Consider the following 17,304-nt stretch of genomic DNA (forward strand, 5'->3'; position numbering starts at 1 on the left):
GCTAGATAACCAAGAATTTATTAATCGCGGAGTTCTAGTAGCAGTGATTATAGCCTTAATCAGTGGAGTAGTCAAACTCTTCGGTTTCTTTCCCACTGGTAAAATTTGAAATCCCTAATGGGATAAAAAGTTCCATCTCCTTCATAGAGAGTGGGATAAAATACTAAAATGGCGGACGCTGCTGTTATTGTCCTCAAGGGTTTTTAGCCTATTTTCTTATCATTTATTAATCGCCAAAATATATGACCAATAACCCACCAACTCTCACTTATACCCTGGAAGAAATATTGTCTCGTCTTGATCAAAAGATAGAGAAACAATTTACTGAAGTCAACCAAAAAATGGATCGACAGTTTACTGAAGTCAACCAAAAAATGGATCGACAGTTTGCTGAAGTCAACCAAAAAATAGATCGACAGTTTGCTGAAGTCAACCAAAAAATGGATCGACAGTTTGCTGAAGTCAATCAAAAATTTACTGAAGTTAACAAAAAACTAGAAACTATGGATGGTAGACTAAATAAATTAGAAATTGGGCAAGCAGAACTATCTGGGGAAATTAAAACCCTAGAGGAAAAAGTTAGTGGTATTGATAAAAGATTAGATAACCAAGAATTTATTAATCGTGGAGTTCTCGTAGCAGTGATTATTGCCTTAATTAGTGGAGTAGTGAAACTATTCGGTTTCTTCCCCAGCAGCAAAATTTGAAAATTCTAATCAGATTCAGAGGGAACAGGGAACGTTCCCTGTTCCCTTCTTTTGTAAATGCCAAAAAAACAAGATCCCCGACTTCTTTAAGAGGATGTTTGAAAAGTGGTATTCCGTAATTTTCATCACATTGCTACCCCCCTTTCCCCTTGTAAAGGGGGGAAACAATAAAAATCCAGTTCCCTCCCCTTTACAAGGGGAGGGTTAGGGTGGGGTAAAAAATATTTGATACATCAACCATAACTTTCCAAACACCCTCTAAGAAGTTGGGGATCTATTTCTGGAAATAGTAAGTTTGCACAAGTTGTAAATTTAACCAGCTAACTGTCCTGATGTGACACATTTGAGACTGAAATAGCAAGTAACTATAGCATTTCTCCATTTACAGTAGTCGGCTTTGACTTCTTTTCGCTGCTATAGCAACTATGAGGCTAGAAACTGATGAAAAAAGTTAATATCTACCGCTTTTGTAATTATGCTTTAATGAGTTTAATTTCTTGCAGTCTAGTCTTGAATCAGATTGCTCCAGCTTCACCTCAAATAGTTTCTCTAACTAACACCACATTTGCACCTGCTACTAACTTAATTTGGCCTACTCAGGGTGTGCTTTCTCAAGGTTTCCGTAAATATCAACATGAGGGAATTGATATTGCGGGTGCAAAAGGGACTCCGATTTTGGCTGCTGCGGCTGGTACAGTTGTCAAAGCTGGTTGGGATGATTGGGGATTAGGCAATTTTATCGAAATTAAACATCTTAATGGCAATGTGACGGTTTACGGACATAATAGCCGCTTATTGGTCAGTAAAGGTCAACAGGTCAAACAAGGTCAAATTATTGCCGAAATGGGTTCAACAGGCAATAGCACCGCCCCTCATTTGCATTTTGAATTTTATGCAGATGGTCGTTTAGCTAGTAATCCTCTCAGTTTATTACCGTCCGCCGCGATCGCAAAAACACCAGTAAATCAACCAGTTACCCGAACTCCACAACCAGTTTCACCTATAAGTAATCATGCTGATTGTCATGGGACTACAATTATGAATGGGGAGACGGCAACAGTTAGTATAAAAGTTTGCGAAGAAAATGGTCAGTTATTTTATTTAGGGAAATTGAAACAGGAACCCAGTCAAGTTTTAAAAATTCGGGCTTGGAAAGTTGATAATAACAAATATCAGGCAGAAAATGGTACTTTTTCCTACTTAATCAGCCCAGAAAAAATAGAAATTTGGCGGAATGGTAGTCCAATTCGTGCGGATAGTTTTCTCACTTCTCGTGGTTTAGGGAAATAAAAATACTAACCTCTTTATGTAATTGATGATTTCATTACAAATACCTGATGTGACAGTTCAAATGGCGGAATATAGTAGCCAACATATTGTGCTAAAGAAGTATAAAATCAATAAAGATTAAAACTAGACAAAAGTATCGTAAAAGTTCACATAAAGGAGCAGGTGATTATGGAATATTTGGCTTATTCATATATGTATATAGAAGATGAACAACCAAATGAAAATTTTGCATTAAATTTTCCCAAATCGTCATTTAATTGGCGGAAAATTTTTAAATCTTCGGCATGGTTAACTTTGGCTGGTGTAACTATATTACTAGCTACAGTGACTCAAATGCAGTTTGCTTCCGCAGAATATGCCAGCACAAATGGAAATTGTCTTTATATTCGTACTGGACCTAGCACTGCAAATTCATCTGTAGCTTGTGTCCGCAATGGTTCATACATTGGTGAAACAGGCAGTGTCAGAAATGGATTTGCGAGAATTTCTTCGGGACGTTACCGAGGATACTATGCTGCTGAAAGATGGATTGGTAATACTCCTGGCTATTCTCACCGCAGATATCGTTCTGGATACGGTGTTGGGGGTAGGGTGACGGTAGGATATGGCTCAAGAGGTGAACGAGTTAGAGAAATTCAAAGAGCTTTAGGGATTAGAGTTGATGGTGTTTACGGCTCACGCACCATTAACGCAATTCGTCACTTCCAAAGACGTAACGGACTGCGTGTAGATGGCGTTGTTGGCTATCAAACTCGGAGAGCTTTAGGTATTTAGAGAACTCCACAAAAAAATGATCCAATTTTGTGGGATGGGCATCCTTGCCCGTCCTTGATGATTAGCGGGCAATTCGTCCCGCACCACAAGAAATTTTGGGATATTTTTTTGATTGGAAGTCTCTAATAAACCTGTGCTGCATGAGTTGTCATTGCGAGTGAAAGGAAGCAATCTCTTGACAACCGATAAACCACCTAACGCAAAAATCTCTCAAACCCTTATTCCTCTGTGTCCTCTGCGCCTCCGTGGTTCGTTAATCAGGATAATTTATTTCTTGGAAGTCTCTTAGGAATATGAATTAAATAAAGTGTAAAAGTAGGGTGTATTAGCGACAGCGTAACGCACCATTTCAGGTTAAGTCAGAATTGCAGGTTATTAAATTTGCGTTCCTTAGCAGTATTACACCTTATTTAATCCACGATCCTTACCAAATTATTGGGTCTGACGCACCCTACAAGAGATAAAATCTACATTACATATTTAGTAGGGTGCGTCAGATAGAGGAAATCTCTTTTTTACTAAATTATTGGGTCTGACGCACCCTACAAGAGACTAATTTAAGCTATATAAACCTATGACTAAGGGGGCATTTTTTTCTAATTATTAATAGTTATAAAAGAAGTATAGGCAACATTCACTTATTCATAAATTGAGGCTAATAATCATGTTGAATAAAAACATGAAATCTGATTTTATAGTGAAGTTGTCAGCAAATTAAAACCGGAAATAATTCAACTAAGTGAGGCTTATGATGTTACATCAAGATAATAAATCTACGTTGCTTGTAGAATTATCAGCAGAAGAACAACAACTTTTATCTGGGGGATGTTACCAGTCACCCCCTCCCTGTTGTTGTAAACCTAAAAAATGTGGCAGAGGCTATCCACAATATGATCAACCTACACCCTATTCCAGAGAAGATAGCTATCCTGAGCGTAATGACCAGCGTGGTGGTTTATACTCTTCCTAAATAAGCAAAATATCTAACTGGACTATTTTTGATAGTCTTAGGGTTTCAATTTTGTAATTATAGGGTGAGGAGAAATTTTCAGATAGATTGCTTGATATCAAATATTAGCAGTATCTTATGCCAAAATTCTGGCTTAATTTTCTCCTCTTTCCTTTTTTATCATCAGGCTTTAAATAAAATTCCATGAGTCTATCTTTGGTCATATAATAAATTTATTTATTTTCATCAAAAGATATAAGTTATCAACTAATATTTCTAACCATAGAATCATTAAATTGATCAGAAATATCTTTATAAAAGTAAACATGGTTGTACAAAACCTAGCAAAAATTAATTGAGTTCAACAATTATTATGTCAAACCAAAATATTCCATCTCAAAATATCCCATCTGATTTAGTTGTAGAACTATCCGTAGAAGAACAGCAACTTCTATCCGGTGGCTGGCGTGGTGGACGGCATGGTGGCCGGCATGGTGGCTGGGGTGGTGGCTGGCGTGGTCATCGTCGCCGCGGATGGTGGTAAGTTAGCCTAGTGATCTGTCAAGCTAAAAATTGTGTGTATTTAATTCTTGGAATCTTTTGCTATCAAGAGATTTGCAAACCGATTACGCACAAAAACAAAATTGACAGACCACTAGTCCACAAAATCAGTCTTAGAGGATGTTTTAAAAGTGGCATTCCGTAATTTTCATCACATTGCTACCCCCCTTTCCCCTTGTAAAGGGGGGAAACAATAAAAATCCAGTTCCCTCCCCTTTATAAGGGGAGGGTTAGGGAGGGGTAAAAAATATTTGATACATCAACCATAACTTTTCAAACACCCTCTTAATAGTTTAAAGTTAATTTCTCTGAATTTGCTTTTTTTCTGTACTAGTACAAAACGGCGTAAATAAACCAACCATTCTAAATCCTCCAAAAGCCTATAAGTAGGTGAACACAATAAAACCAAACTGTGTAAAGAAATGTAAAATCGCCCAAACCCTTTTCACTCTTGCCTCTTGCCTCTTGCCTTTTGCCTTGCCATAACGACAATTTTCAACGCTCACCTACTTACTGTCTTCATTTTGACTTTTGACTTTTGACTTTTGACTTCCGCCCTACGGTACTAGTAGTTCACCAATCCAATCAAGTAAAATTGGATTTACTAATTCAGGTGCTTCATCTTGAGGACAATGTCCCACACCTTCTAAAGGAATAAACTTTTGGACTTGGGGGAAATTGGCTAACTCTCTACCTAAATTAATAGGTTCCCAAGGGTCAGCCGTTCCCCATAAAATAATTACTGGACAAGATATTATAGGTAATAAGTCTTCCGCTAAAGGACCACTGGAATAAGCCGTAAAAGCTAAAAATACAGCCGCAGCCCCAGGATCTTTTGCCGGTGTCATTAAAATATCTACTAACTCATCTGTTACCGTTTCTCCGTTAGCATAGGCTTGTAAAAGAATACTTTTAACTGTTGGTGGTTGAGCTAGACGATTAAAAAAGAAATTACCTACTGGTTTAATTGCTAGAAAGTTTTGTAAAATTGGTGTACCAAATCGCTTAATCCAAGGTAAGCTTGGACGTTTACGATCATGTAATAACCGCAAAGAACAGTTAAGCAAAGCAGTTCCCAACGCCATATCCGGGTTAATTACCGCCGCTTGCATAGCGACAATACAACCAATAGAATTACCTACCAAAAATGCAGGTTCACCCACCACTTCCCGACAAAAATCTGCTACTTGTTGTCCCCAAGTTTCTAAGGTATAGGTAATTTCTCCTGGTTTGGGTTTAGCTGAACCCCCAAAACCAATTAAATCAATTGCATAGACTCGGCAATTTGCGGCTAAAGCTGGAATATTTTTGCGCCAGTGTCCCCAGGATGCACCAAATCCATGTATCAGAATTACAGCGGGTCCTGTATTCCCTTGAGTTTGGTAACAAATAGGAAAATCTTGCCAAGTCCAGATTTCTGTAGAAGTAAATGTCTTTGTATCAGCTTGCATGGGAAATATAATAATGATAATTGATTTTAAAAAAATTAGGGCTTACGCATTGACAAAGTTTTCTAAATATGGAATGTGGATTTTATCTCTTGTAGGGTGCGTCAGACCCAATAATTTGGTAAAAAACAGATTTCCTCTATCTGACGCACCCTACTCAATAAGTTATTTCCAAAGCCGAAAACGACGCAATTTCGTTCATTCATATGATGGTAAGTTAGTGAGCGTGCGTAAGAGAACTCCACAAAAAAATGATCCAATTTTGTGGGATGGGCATCCTGCCCGTCCTTGATGATTAGCGGGCAAGATGCCCGCACCACAAGAAATTTTGGGATATTTTTTTAATTGGAAGTCTCACTGGCTTTAGCCGCTGAGATTCTGTTGATAGATTTAGATTAGGGAGTACCCAAAGTCCCACTACTTATTCTATATCTTCTCAAAAATAGTTTGTTTATACGTATATCATGAAACCTATATTTCGCTAAAGTAAATCTAGGAAGATAAAATTTCCGTTACTCAATTCATATCCCGGACTTTAATCGGGTGCATAGTATGAATACTCGGCGGTCTACTAAGAAATCTCCAGCTAATAATAATAATCCTACTCCTCAAGCATCTCCCCAACAGCAGAGAACAGAGGAACATTTATTTCCCATTGTCGGCATTGGTGCTTCTGCGGGTGGCTTAGAGGCATTTACCCAACTATTGAACAATCTACCAATAGATACTGGCATGGGATTTGTGCTGGTACAGCATTTAAGTCCCAATCAAAAAAGTATGTTGCCGGATATTCTTTCCCGGACAACCCAAATGCCCGTATGTGAAGCCCAAGACGGGCTAAAAGTACAACCGAATCATGTTTATGTGATTCCGTCTAATGTCACCATGACCATTAACCAAGGCACACTAAAACTCAGCCCTCGTGAAAAAACTCGCGGTTTGGCACTGACTGTTGATAGTTTCCTCTTGTCTTTAGCAGATAATTTAGGCGACAAAGCCATTGGCGTGGTGTTGTCGGGGGGTAATGAAGATGGTACAAAGGGTTTAGAAAGCATCAAAGGTGCAGGAGGCATTACCTTTGCCCAAGCTGAAGAACCGGGGATGATTAGTACCATGCCCAATACTGCGGTAGCTTCTGGTTATGTGGACTTTATCCTCACTCCCCAACAAATTGCTGAGAAACTAGCAAACATTAGCTCTCATCCCTATATTAGAGGATCAGAACCAGTTCCAGTAAGTGAAGTCGTCACCGAACCAACAGATCCTTTATTAGGTATTTTCCAGATCCTCCGGGCGGCTACTGGTGTTGATTTTGCCTATTACAAGCATACTACTTTGAAGCGGCGAATTCAGCGCCGGATGATGTTATATAAATTAGATAATCTGGAAGATTACATTTATTTTCTGCAAACTCACCCGGTTGAAGTCAACGCATTATATCAAGATGTATTAATTACTGTCACCAGTTTTTTCCGAGATCCAGAAGCATTTGAAGCTTTAAAAACTGAAGTATTTCCAATGCTGATTAAGTATCGTAAAACTGATGATCCTATCCGTATATGGATAGCAGGATGTTCAACTGGTGAAGAAGCCTACTCTATAGCTATCTGCTTAATAGAATTTTTAACGAATCAGGGAATGAATATCCCCATCCAGATTTTTGCGACAGATGTGAATGAAATAGCGATAGAAAAAGCGAGAATTGGCATTTATAAACCCAACCAAATAGCAGATATTTCTCCCGAACGATTGCAACGTTTTTTTGTGCATACAGAGAGTGGCTACCAGATTAGCAAATTAGTCCGAGAACTGTGTGTTTTTGCCAAACAAAACCTGATTAATGATCCGCCTTTTTCTCGATTGGATCTAATTAGTTGCCGCAACGTCCTCATTTATTTGAGTGCTGCTATCCAGAGGACAATTCTACCAATCTTCCATTATGGTCTTAAACCTACAGGCTTTTTGATGTTAGGTACATCAGAAACAGTGGGGGAATTTTCTGATCTATTTGCTGTAGTGGATAAAAAGTACAAGATATATGGTCGAAAAATAACATCTGAACCATTGGGAATTCAGATCATCCCCAGTCAGAAACCACTAGACAGTCACAAACCGCAACTACTAGCACATGAGCAGATTTCGTGGAGTGATCTAGAAATACAGAAACAAGCCGACAGGATTGTGTTAAACCAATTTGTTCCTGTGGGTGTGGTTGTTGATAAGAATTTAGAAATTTTACAATTCCGAGGTCAAACAAGTCTCTATTTAGAACCAGCGCCAGGTATACCCAGTTTTAATTTGCTGAAAATGGCCAAGGAAGAATTCCGCTTAGATCTACGGACTTCTATCCATCAAGCTAAACGGCAACGGACAGCAGTTAGGAAAGAAGGGATAAAAATTATCAGAAATGAGTTACTTAGGCTGGTGAATATTGAGATAATTCCTTTTCAAATGCTTAGTCATGAGGAAGAAGATTTATTTTTAGTTTTATTTGTGGAATCATCGCCAGCAATTACTTTTGTGCCGGCATTAAATAGCGATATTGAATCTGTACAGGAGCAAAATAACAGTTATGCTAAAGAAATTGCTGATCTACAACAGGAATTAAAAACTAATAAAGAGTATCTGCAATCAATTATTGAAGAACAGCAAGCTTCTAATCAAGATTTGAAAGCAGCGAATGAGGAAATACTTTCTAGTAATGAAGAGTTGCAAAGTACCAATGAGGAATTACAAACAGCTAAGGAAGAAATTCAGGCTACTAATGAAGAATTAAATACTATTAATGATGAACTGCAACGGCGGAATATTGAATCTAATCAGGTAAGTAATGATTTACAAAATCTCCTGAGTAGTATTAATATTTCTATCCTCATGTTAGGTAGTAATTTACGGATTCGCCGCTTTACTCCAGTGGCAGGGGTAATATTTAACTTGATTTCTTCCGATGTGGGCAGACCATTAAGTGATATTAAACATAAGTTAAATATACCAGATTTAGAAGCCCAAATTTTAGACGTAATTAGCACTCTGAATTTTAAAACTCAGGAAGTGCAAGACCAGGATGGTCATTGGTATGATTTACGCATTAGACCCTATCGGACAATAGATAACAAAATTGATGGTGCTGTGGTAGTTTTGGTGGATATTGATGAACTCAAACATAGTACAGATCAACTCAGAGCATCCCGTGATTATTCAGAAGCAATTGTGGATACTGTCCGCCAATCTTTAGTGGTGCTAGATACAGATTTACGGGTGGTTACGGCTAATCAATTTTTCTACGACACATTTAGGGTAGTGCGAGAAGAAACAGAAAATCGCCTGATTTCTGAAATCGGTAATGGACAGTGGGATATTTCTCAATTGCGATCGCTCTTAGAAAATGTTATCACCCACCAAACCCAGTTTCAAGATGTGGAAGTTGAGCATATTTTTGAGCAAATCGGACTCAAAGTTATGCGCCTCAATGCCCGACGAATGCCGCAAATAGGTGAGCAACTACTGATTCTCCTAGTAATTGAGGACATTACTCAACAGAAGCAGTTTGAAGCAGAACGGATTCACCTCCTAGAACAAGAACAGTCAGCCCGGACTGCCGCAGAAACAGCCAACCGCGCCAAAGATGAGTTTTTATCCATTCTCTCTCACGAATTGCGAAACCCCCTCAATTCCCTGCTAGGGTGGTCAAGGTTGTTGCTTCATAAAAAGCTTGATGAAGCTAAGACTGAACAAGCATTATCATGCATTGAACGGGCTGCCCAAGCTCAAAACCTGTTAATTATGGATTTATTGGATGTTTCCCGAATTAGCAGTGGTACTATGCGTCTGAATCCCCAGCCTGTAAAGCTGATTTCTGTGATTTCCGCAGCTATAGAAGTAGTGAATTTGTCCGCAGAGGCAAAAAACATTCAAATTAAATCAAGACTAGATCCTGATGCCAAAATTGTAGTCGGAGATCCGATCCGCTTGCAACAGGTAATTTGGAATTTACTTTCTAACTCGATTAAATTTACTCCCCCAGAAGGCAGAATTGATATCAGTTTAGATTACAGTGATTTTCAAGCGGAAATTCAAGTTAAGGACACAGGAAGAGGTATTAGTCTTGACTTTCTCCCTTATGTATTTGACCGCTTCCGTCAATCTGATGGCAGTAAAACCAAGTCAAATTCTGGTTTGGGACTAGGGCTTTCCATAGTGCGTCATTTGGTAGAACTTCACGGTGGTACAATCACAGTCACCAGTCCAGGTGAGGGTCAAGGCTCAACTTTTACAGTTAAACTACCTCTGCAAACCAACCTGAAAACAACCGATATAGCCATAGAACCTATTACGCCCCCCACCTCCCCTACCCCCCCTACCCCCTCTACCCCCTCTACCCCCTCTACCTCCCCTCCCCCCCCCACCTCCCCCTCCCCCCCATCTTTAGCCGGTGTGCGGGTACTGATTGTAGATGATGAACCAGACATCCGCGAATTATTCCGAATAGTCTTGGAGGAATGTGGCGCTGAAGTCACAGAGGCTGTATCTGTCAGGGAGGCTTTATCAAAATTCAGAGATCATCCGGGTGGTTACGATGTACTTGTATCTGATATTGGTCTGCCAGAAGAAGATGGTTATATGCTGATTCGTCAGATCCGGCAGCTAAGTCCTGAAGCAGGTGGGCAAATTCCCGCCGCCGCATTAACTGCCTATACTGGAGAAGCCGAGGAAGCAGCCGCTAAAGCCGCAGGATTTCAAATACATATTGGCAAACCCATAGAACCGGATCAATTAGTCTCTGTGGTTGCTTCTTTGGCTATAAAACGCTAATTTCTAATCCCCCTGCCCCCTGCCCCCTGCCCCCTGTCCTCACAGATAACTTTTTCAGCAAACCCTAAATAGACACAGATAGTCACTCTACTGCTATCTTAAATTGGAGGCAATTGCAACTTTTTTGATAAAGCGGAACTTCATGGGAACGAATTACCGACGGGTTTTACTTAAACTGAGCGGTGAAGCCTTAATGGGCAACTTAGGCTATGGCATTGACCCAGAAGTGGTTGAGGAAATAGCCAAGGAAATAGGAGAGGTGATAGCCACTGGTGTACAGGTGGCTATCGTGGTTGGCGGTGGCAATATTTTTCGAGGCATTAAAGCAGCATCAGCAGGTATGGATCGGGCAACCGCTGACTATATCGGCATGATTGCCACGGTAATGAATGCCATGACCCTGCAAGATTCTCTAGAACGAATGGGAATTCAGACAAGGGTGCAAACCGCGATCGCTATGCAAGAACTAGCAGAACCATATATTCGCCGTCGTGCCATCCGTCATCTTGAAAAAGGACGGGTGGTAATTTTTGGCGCAGGTTCAGGGAATCCCTTCTTTACTACAGATACCACTGCGGCCTTAAGAGCGGCAGAAATTGAAGCAGAAGTGATTTTCAAAGCTACTAAAGTAGACGGCATTTACGATGCTGACCCCAAACTTTATCCTGATGCCAAGCGTTTTACCACCCTTACCTACGCCCACGTTTTGGCTAAAGATTTGCGAGTTATGGATAGTACCGCAATTGCTCTATGTAAAGAAAATAATCTCCCCATTTTAGTATTTGACCTCACGGTGCGAGGTAACATCCACCGGGCAGTCATGGGAGAATCTATTGGCACTCTTGTGGGAGGTTCTTGTGAAATTAGCTGAAGCTGAGAGTACGATGCAAAAAACCGTTGAGTCTACTCAACGAGCTTTTAATACAATTCGTACCGGTCGCGCCAATTCGAGTTTATTAGATAAAGTCCAAGTGGACTATTACGGTTCACCAACATCCTTGAAATCTCTGGCAAACATTACCACGCCAGACTCTTCAACCATCCTGATTCAGCCCTACGATAGGAACGCCTTAAATATCGTTGAAAAAGCTATCTCTCTGTCGGACGTGGGCTTAACTCCCAGTAACGACGGTAGTGTGATCCGGTTGAATATTCCCCCACTAACTAGCGATCGCCGCAAAGAATTTGTCAAACTTGCCGCCAAGTATGCGGAAGAAGGTCGTGTAGCAATTCGCAATATTCGCCGAGACGCTCTCGATACCATTCGCAAACAGGAAAAAAGTGCGGAAATCTCCGAAGATGAAGCACGAGATCAGCAAGACAAACTCCAAAAACTGACCAACAAGCACATAGTAAAGATAGACGAATTGTTGAGAGAAAAGGAACAAGAGATATCAACTGTGTAACTTGAAAGGACTAAGGACGGACTGGGGACTGGGGACTGGGGACTGGGGATTGGGAAATTAGAGAAAAATAATTTCTTTTCCCAATCACCAACTCCATTTAGAGAACTCCGCAAAAAGAAATGCCCAATATCATTCTGTTCGCAGAGTGTGGCTACACTCAGCATGACAAAACAGGATCATCTATTCTGTGGCTTACTTTTACTAAAAATTGATAAAAAAAATCATAGCCTCCTAATATATACTGAAAAATCAACTAAGTTAAGATAGAGCGCAAAAAATTAGCCATTATGTACGACTGCATTATTGTTGGCGCAGGTCCTGCCGGGGGAACAGCAGCATATCATCTAGCGAAGAAGGGGCGGTCGGTCTTAGTCTTAGAAAAAGAATCCCTACCGAGATATAAGCCCTGTGGCGGTGGCGTGTCACCTAGCGTAGCTCAATGGTTCGACTTTGACTTCAGCCCTGCTATCTCTACCAAAGCTGACTCTTTGCGCTTTACCTGGCAATTAGGCGATCCTGTAGAAGCAAAAATTGATACCAAAGAACCCGTTTGGATGGTGCGGCGGGATATTTTTGATCATTTCCTGATCCAACAAGCTCAAAATCAAGGGGCTGAACTACGAGACAAAACAGAAGTTAGAGGAATAGAATTTAAAAACGATGCTTGGCAAGTTACCACCACCACAGGGATAGTCGCTGGTCGTTATCTCATCGCCGCTGATGGTGCAAAAGGTTCTATGGCTAAATGGCTAGGTTTTAAAGAACGCAAACGCCGATTAGCAGGAGCATTAGAAGCAGAAATTCCGGCAATTGTCGAGAAAAAAACCACAATTCACTTTGAGTTTGGCTTGGTCAAAAACGGCTATATCTGGAACTTCCCCAAAACTGACTGTCATTCTATCGGAGTCGGCACTTTTATGGGTGGCGAACCCCAAGACTTTAAGAAAATTTTAGATGAATATGCCAAATCTTTTAATTTAGATATCAAAACTAGTAAACAATACGGTCATCCTCTATGTATTTGGGATGGAAACCAAAAACTCCATACCCAAAATGCAGTTTTAGCTGGAGAAGCAGCCTGTCTAGTTGATCCCTTTACCGCCGAAGGTATTCGTCCCTCCATTTTTAGCGCCGTTCTTGCCGCAGGATTTATTCACGATGCTTTAAATGGTGATATTAACGCCCTCGAAAACTATACCAATGCCATTAACGAACAATGGGGAAATGATATGGCTTGGGCGCAAAAACTAGCAGGGGCATTCTATCGCTTCCCTGGTGTTGGCTACAAGGTCGGTGTCAAACGCCCCTCTGGCGCTCAAATCATGGGTAAAATCCTCTGTGGAGAATTACGTTATAGTGATGTCGCTGGTCGCGCCTTAAAGCGGTTAATTCCTGGTTTTGGTTGATACAGCAAGATTCACCTAAGTAGGGGCGCAGGGTCTGCGCCCAGTCAGGAGTCTCAACTTTTACACCTGATCATTGATATCCGAATATTCCTCAACTATAGTTAATTCTGGATGATCTTCTTCATTATTATTCCAATTATCTAACACATCTTTAATTAATACTTCTTGTACCCAAATTTTGGCAACAACCGTCAGAGGAAGTGCTAAAAATAATCCTAAAAATCCAAAAAAGGTCACAAAAAATAACTGAGAAATTAAAGTAACTGCTGGTAGTAAAGACACTTGATGTGCCATGACTACAGGTGTGATAAAATTGCTCTCAGTCTGTTGAATAATAAAGTAGAGAATAAACACAGCAACAGCTTTCCAGGGATTATCCAAAAGAGCGATCGCCATTGCTGGGACTACACTCATAGTTGGACCCAAATTAGGAATTAAATTCATAAATCCCGCTAACACGCCCAAAGCTAGTGCAGCCTTCACTCCTAAAATTGATAAACCCACCAAACTCATCAGCCCTACCACCAAAACACCAATAGAAGCACCAGTCACCCATCCTCCTAAAGAAACTTCACATTCCTGTACAATCCCCCCTACCCGCCGCCGATAAAAGGAGGGAAATATGCGAATAAATACTTTTTGATAAGCATCAGGATTAACTAAAAACATTCCTGTTAACACCAGGACTAATAGAATTTTGAGAACAACTTCTAAAGATCCAGAAACAAAAGCAAAAGAGTTACCTAATAGGCGATTAAATAGTGGTTGAGCTTGTTCAATTAAACTATTAAGATCCGGTATATAAGGCAATAATTGTACAGGAATATGACTTCTTTGGACATCAATCCAACTATTAAACCGCCCAAATCCTTGGGGAACTCGATAAGTGAGTTCATGAAATTGCTGGATAAAAGGTGGTACGATTAACCAGAAAAAACAGACAACACCTGCAAAGAAAATCCCTACAGCTAATAAAACTGATAATCCTCGTTTTATTCCTAAACTTTGAAAGCGCCGGGCGAGACGATTTAAAGTCGTCGCTAAAACAACCGCCGCAAATATTAGTAGCAGAACATCACGAAGTTGCCACAATATATATAAAGATATAACTAAGGCAATTAAGCCTATCCATTGACCAAGATTCACAAGCAAGACTCCCAGCTTGGTAAAATGCCTTTTGATGACAATGCAGTTAGGTTAGCTGATTTTAGCAACACGGACTATATTTTTTCTGTTAATTTTGCTTTTGTCTTGGTATTCGCCACAGTAGAGCGATCGCCATAATTATAGTTGGTAACAAAACCATAATTAACACATTTGTCACCGTTGCTGGAATCCCTAAAAACGGAGCAGCATATTTAATTAATACCGATAGCAAAGTCGAAAATAATAGCAGCTTCAGCAAAAATCCCAATTGATTTTCCATAACAGTGCGGGGAACACATAATTTTATAGGGTACATACCAAATAATAACTGAAAATAATAAATCTTTATCTCGTTCCTAGTCTCTGACTAGGAATGCAGTTGATGAGGCTCTGCCTCCATCTTATCTCATTGAAGGCAGAGCCTTATCTTATTCATTCCCAGTCAGAGACCTGGGAACGAGATAAAAATAATAAATATTGTGTTAGCTAAATCTTGCCATCTACCGTTAGGATGGAGTATAGGTATGAATTTCTGTCATATTATCGCTAAAATGGATATTAACCCAGTAATTAGTGCGATCGCTAAAATTGCTCCTGCTACTGCTACCCTGGCTATTAAGCAAACACAACGGAGTGAAACTGTAATTAGAATTAAACAGCAATTTGGGCTTAATCCGATCCAACCGCCAGGTGATACTATTAGCGTTTACGTTTATGCTTTAATAGAATATGGAGTATATAAGCCTGAGCCATTACTGAAACTTTTTAGAGAAAAAGAAATTCAAAAAGCTTTCTGGAAAGATTTTAACGCCGATCATCCCTTGATTTTTACTCCAGAAATAGAACATTTTCTAGATTGGAATATTTTGGGAGATGAAATAAGAGAATTAGAAAATATTAATATTCGTCAAGAATTTGAAGAATTTTATCAAGTGTTTGTTAGCGTAGCCAAACGCACGAGGACACCTGCGGAAGTTTTACGTGATAGAGATTTAATAGACTGGAAAAATCATGAGAATCAAAAATATGACTATCCACCAGAATTTCAATCATTAATTACCGAAAAAATCAAATCCTTCTGCGGTCGCAAATTCGTATTTACTGCCTTTGCAAACTTCATCAACACCAATAAAAAAGGCTATTTCACAGTTATCGGTGATGCGGGAATGGGCAAAAGTACCATCGCTGCAAAATACGTTTTTGAACATAAAACAATTTGTTATTTCAACAACTTACAAGAAAATCGTAATAGTCCTGAATTATTTCTGGAAAGCATTCGTCAACAACTAATTAACCGCTATCAATTAACAAATGTGGATAAGGATGATTTATCAACATTACTAGTAAAAGCTACTGAAAAAATAACCACCAATGAAAAATTAATCATTGTCGTTGATGCACTGGATGAAGTCAAGCAAGAACCAGGAGGAGAAAATATTTTATATTTACCAAAAACCCTACCAGATAATGTTTATTTCTTCCTAACTAGACGACGTTATGAAGCAACTAAAGAACGACTCTATACAGAAGGATTGAAAAAAGAATATTTAGATTTAACTGATAGTCAATATGACAAAGAAAATCAGCATGATATTCAAGAGCATATTCGCTTCTGTTTAAACAATGATCCAGAACACAAAGACGGATTACAAACTTGGATAGAAAACAAAAATATCACTCCCGACGCTTTTGTAAATCAGTTAGCAACCAAGAGCGAAAATAATTTTATGTACCTGCGCTATGTTTTACCAGCAATAGCAGAGGGTAAATATAATGATTTGAATTTAACCCAATTACCCCAAGGTTTACAGAATTATTATCAAACTCATTGGGAACGGATGAAAATGAATGATTCATCTAAAAAAATGAAAGTAATGATTCTGTTTATTTTAGTGGAAATTGGTACACCAATATCCGGTGAGATGATGTTTGATATCGTTAATGAAGATGAATGTGATGTGGATGATATTTTAAATGAATGGATTGAATATTTGAAACCGCAAACCATAGATGAAGATATTTGTTATAGCATCTATCATGCTAGTTTCTTAGACTTCTTGAAAGCCAAAAAAGAATTTAAACCAACTCGCAAATTATTTGAAGACGTAAATCAGCGCATTGTTGATTATTGGGAGAGGATACAGGGATGATAATAAAATTTTACGATTTCCGTAGGTTGGGTTAAGCGAAGCGCAACCCAACATAACATATTGATTCAAAAGGAGAAATTGAGATTGTAGTTAGCGAAGCACAACCACACACCCAATTTAATGTTGGGTTTCCTTACGTCAACCCAACCTACAGATATTAATTTTTATCAAAAATCTTATGCCAGCAACTAACAAAAAATTATTATCAGATAAATCCTATTCCCAAAAAGCTTATTTGGGTAAATTTCCTTATAATTTGGTAAACTCCGGTAACTTAACCAAATATTTCCAAACCCTCACAGATTATCAATTCATATCTAACAAAATCAATCATCCTGAATTTGGTATCCAAGCATTAATTGAAGATTATGATTTATTAGATGCTACCCAAACCGCAACCCACCCAGACCAAAGCAAAACCTTAAAATATATTCAAAGTGCTTTGCGACTGTCTGCACATATTCTCACCCAGGATAAACAACAATTAGTAAGTCAATTATGGGGAAGGTTACAAACCATTAAGACCCCAGCAATGCAAACCCTATTAACCCAAGCACAAAAAACTCACCCTCACCCTTGGTTGCGTCCCCTCACCCCCAGTCTCACCCAAGCAGGAGGAAGGTTACTCCGCACCCTCACAGGTCATAGTAGTTTT

General features: G+C 39.3%; 13 protein-coding genes and 1 pseudogene. 11 read left to right on the forward strand and 3 right to left on the reverse strand.

All coding sequences use genetic code 11. The features are described from left to right. The first annotated feature begins 242 nt into the window (after positions 1 to 242). The 5 genes from FJR37_RS12820 to FJR37_RS12840 all read left to right on the forward strand — a co-directional run bounded on the left by FJR37_RS12820 (position 243) and on the right by FJR37_RS12840 (position 4,264). The gene (locus FJR37_RS12820) at positions 243 to 707 is read left to right on the forward strand and encodes a DUF4164 domain-containing protein (RefSeq protein ID WP_168466192.1); all 465 of its coding nucleotides are present in this window, start codon (positions 243 to 245) and stop codon (positions 705 to 707) included. 441 nt (positions 708 to 1,148) lie between these two features. Then, a complete protein-coding gene (locus FJR37_RS12825; RefSeq protein WP_039201209.1) occupies positions 1,149 to 1,997 on the forward strand; it encodes a M23 family metallopeptidase in 849 nt (282 codons plus the stop codon). 168 nt (positions 1,998 to 2,165) lie between these two features. After that, the gene (locus FJR37_RS12830) at positions 2,166 to 2,771 is read left to right on the forward strand and encodes a peptidoglycan-binding protein (protein ID WP_039201210.1); all 606 of its coding nucleotides are present in this window, start codon (positions 2,166 to 2,168) and stop codon (positions 2,769 to 2,771) included. Positions 2,772 to 3,519: 748 nt separating this feature from the next. Next, positions 3,520 to 3,741, forward strand: a complete 222-nt coding sequence (locus FJR37_RS12835; RefSeq protein WP_152608831.1) for a hypothetical protein — start codon at positions 3,520 to 3,522, stop codon at positions 3,739 to 3,741. Between the two features lie 352 nt (positions 3,742 to 4,093). Beyond that, a complete protein-coding gene (locus FJR37_RS12840) occupies positions 4,094 to 4,264 on the forward strand; it encodes a hypothetical protein (RefSeq protein ID WP_160289930.1) in 171 nt (56 codons plus the stop codon). Positions 4,265 to 4,838: 574 nt separating this feature from the next. Here the strand turns inward: FJR37_RS12840 and FJR37_RS12845 are convergent. Next, positions 4,839 to 5,732 carry an alpha/beta fold hydrolase gene (locus FJR37_RS12845; RefSeq protein WP_039200558.1) on the reverse strand — a complete coding sequence of 298 codons (894 nt, stop codon included), beginning with the start codon at positions 5,730 to 5,732 and terminating at the stop codon, positions 4,839 to 4,841. Positions 5,733 to 6,281: 549 nt separating this feature from the next. Between FJR37_RS12845 and FJR37_RS12850 the strand changes: the two genes are divergently transcribed. The 4 genes from FJR37_RS12850 (at position 6,282) to FJR37_RS12865 (ending at position 13,353) form a co-directional block, all read left to right on the forward strand. Beyond that, positions 6,282 to 10,541: a CheR family methyltransferase gene (locus FJR37_RS12850; protein WP_168466193.1), complete on the forward strand. Its 4,260-nt coding sequence runs from the start codon at positions 6,282 to 6,284 to the stop codon at positions 10,539 to 10,541. Positions 10,542 to 10,683: 142 nt separating this feature from the next. Beyond that, positions 10,684 to 11,412 carry a UMP kinase gene (gene pyrH / locus FJR37_RS12855; RefSeq protein WP_027403325.1) on the forward strand — a complete coding sequence of 243 codons (729 nt, stop codon included), beginning with the start codon at positions 10,684 to 10,686 and terminating at the stop codon, positions 11,410 to 11,412. Next, the gene (gene frr / locus FJR37_RS12860) at positions 11,399 to 11,947 is read left to right on the forward strand and encodes a ribosome recycling factor (RefSeq protein WP_168466194.1); all 549 of its coding nucleotides are present in this window, start codon (positions 11,399 to 11,401) and stop codon (positions 11,945 to 11,947) included. Before pyrH ends, frr begins: the two co-directional genes overlap by 14 nt. Positions 11,948 to 12,234: 287 nt before the next feature. Beyond that, positions 12,235 to 13,353 (forward strand): geranylgeranyl reductase family protein, encoded by a 1,119-nt coding sequence (locus FJR37_RS12865; RefSeq protein ID WP_039205352.1) that lies wholly within the window; start codon positions 12,235 to 12,237, stop codon positions 13,351 to 13,353. 60 nt (positions 13,354 to 13,413) lie between these two features. Here the strand turns inward: FJR37_RS12865 and FJR37_RS12870 are convergent, their stop codons facing one another. Both FJR37_RS12870 and FJR37_RS12875 read right to left on the reverse strand, forming a co-directional pair. Continuing rightward, positions 13,414 to 14,499, reverse strand: coding sequence for an AI-2E family transporter (locus FJR37_RS12870; protein ID WP_168466195.1), 1,086 nt, complete (start codon positions 14,497 to 14,499; stop codon positions 13,414 to 13,416). An 88-nt stretch (positions 14,500 to 14,587) separates the two neighbouring features. Then, a complete protein-coding gene (locus tag FJR37_RS12875; protein WP_072033683.1) occupies positions 14,588 to 14,779 on the reverse strand; it encodes a hypothetical protein in 192 nt (63 codons plus the stop codon). A 199-nt stretch (positions 14,780 to 14,978) separates the two neighbouring features. Between FJR37_RS12875 and FJR37_RS26990 the strand changes: the two genes are divergently transcribed. Both FJR37_RS26990 and FJR37_RS12885 read left to right on the forward strand, forming a co-directional pair. After that, positions 14,979 to 16,649, forward strand: a complete 1,671-nt coding sequence (locus FJR37_RS26990) for an NACHT domain protein (protein WP_371416121.1) — start codon at positions 14,979 to 14,981, stop codon at positions 16,647 to 16,649. A 178-nt stretch (positions 16,650 to 16,827) separates the two neighbouring features. Beyond that, a pseudogene (locus FJR37_RS12885) lies at positions 16,828 to 17,304 on the forward strand (hypothetical protein); the annotation flags it as partial.

It is taken from the genome of Aphanizomenon sp. UHCC 0183, from assembly GCF_009712065.1.
Classification (GTDB): Bacteria; Cyanobacteriota; Cyanobacteriia; order Cyanobacteriales; family Nostocaceae; genus Dolichospermum; species Dolichospermum heterosporum.

Coding starts and splice junctions, on each gene's coding strand:
- pyrH (WP_027403325.1), top strand. CDS start 10,684: ATGGGAACGAATTACCGACGGGTTTTACTTAAACTGAGCGGTGAAGCC.
- FJR37_RS12830 (WP_039201210.1), top strand. CDS start 2,166: ATGGAATATTTGGCTTATTCATATATGTATATAGAAGATGAACAACCA.
- FJR37_RS12865 (WP_039205352.1), top strand. CDS start 12,235: ATGTACGACTGCATTATTGTTGGCGCAGGTCCTGCCGGGGGAACAGCA.
- FJR37_RS12835 (WP_152608831.1), top strand. CDS start 3,520: ATGATGTTACATCAAGATAATAAATCTACGTTGCTTGTAGAATTATCA.
- FJR37_RS12820 (WP_168466192.1), top strand. CDS start 243: ATGACCAATAACCCACCAACTCTCACTTATACCCTGGAAGAAATATTG.
- FJR37_RS12825 (WP_039201209.1), top strand. CDS start 1,149: ATGAAAAAAGTTAATATCTACCGCTTTTGTAATTATGCTTTAATGAGT.
- FJR37_RS12850 (WP_168466193.1), top strand. CDS start 6,282: ATGAATACTCGGCGGTCTACTAAGAAATCTCCAGCTAATAATAATAAT.
- FJR37_RS12875 (WP_072033683.1), bottom strand. CDS start 14,779: ATGGAAAATCAATTGGGATTTTTGCTGAAGCTGCTATTATTTTCGACT.
- FJR37_RS12840 (WP_160289930.1), top strand. CDS start 4,094: ATGTCAAACCAAAATATTCCATCTCAAAATATCCCATCTGATTTAGTT.
- FJR37_RS12845 (WP_039200558.1), bottom strand. CDS start 5,732: ATGCAAGCTGATACAAAGACATTTACTTCTACAGAAATCTGGACTTGG.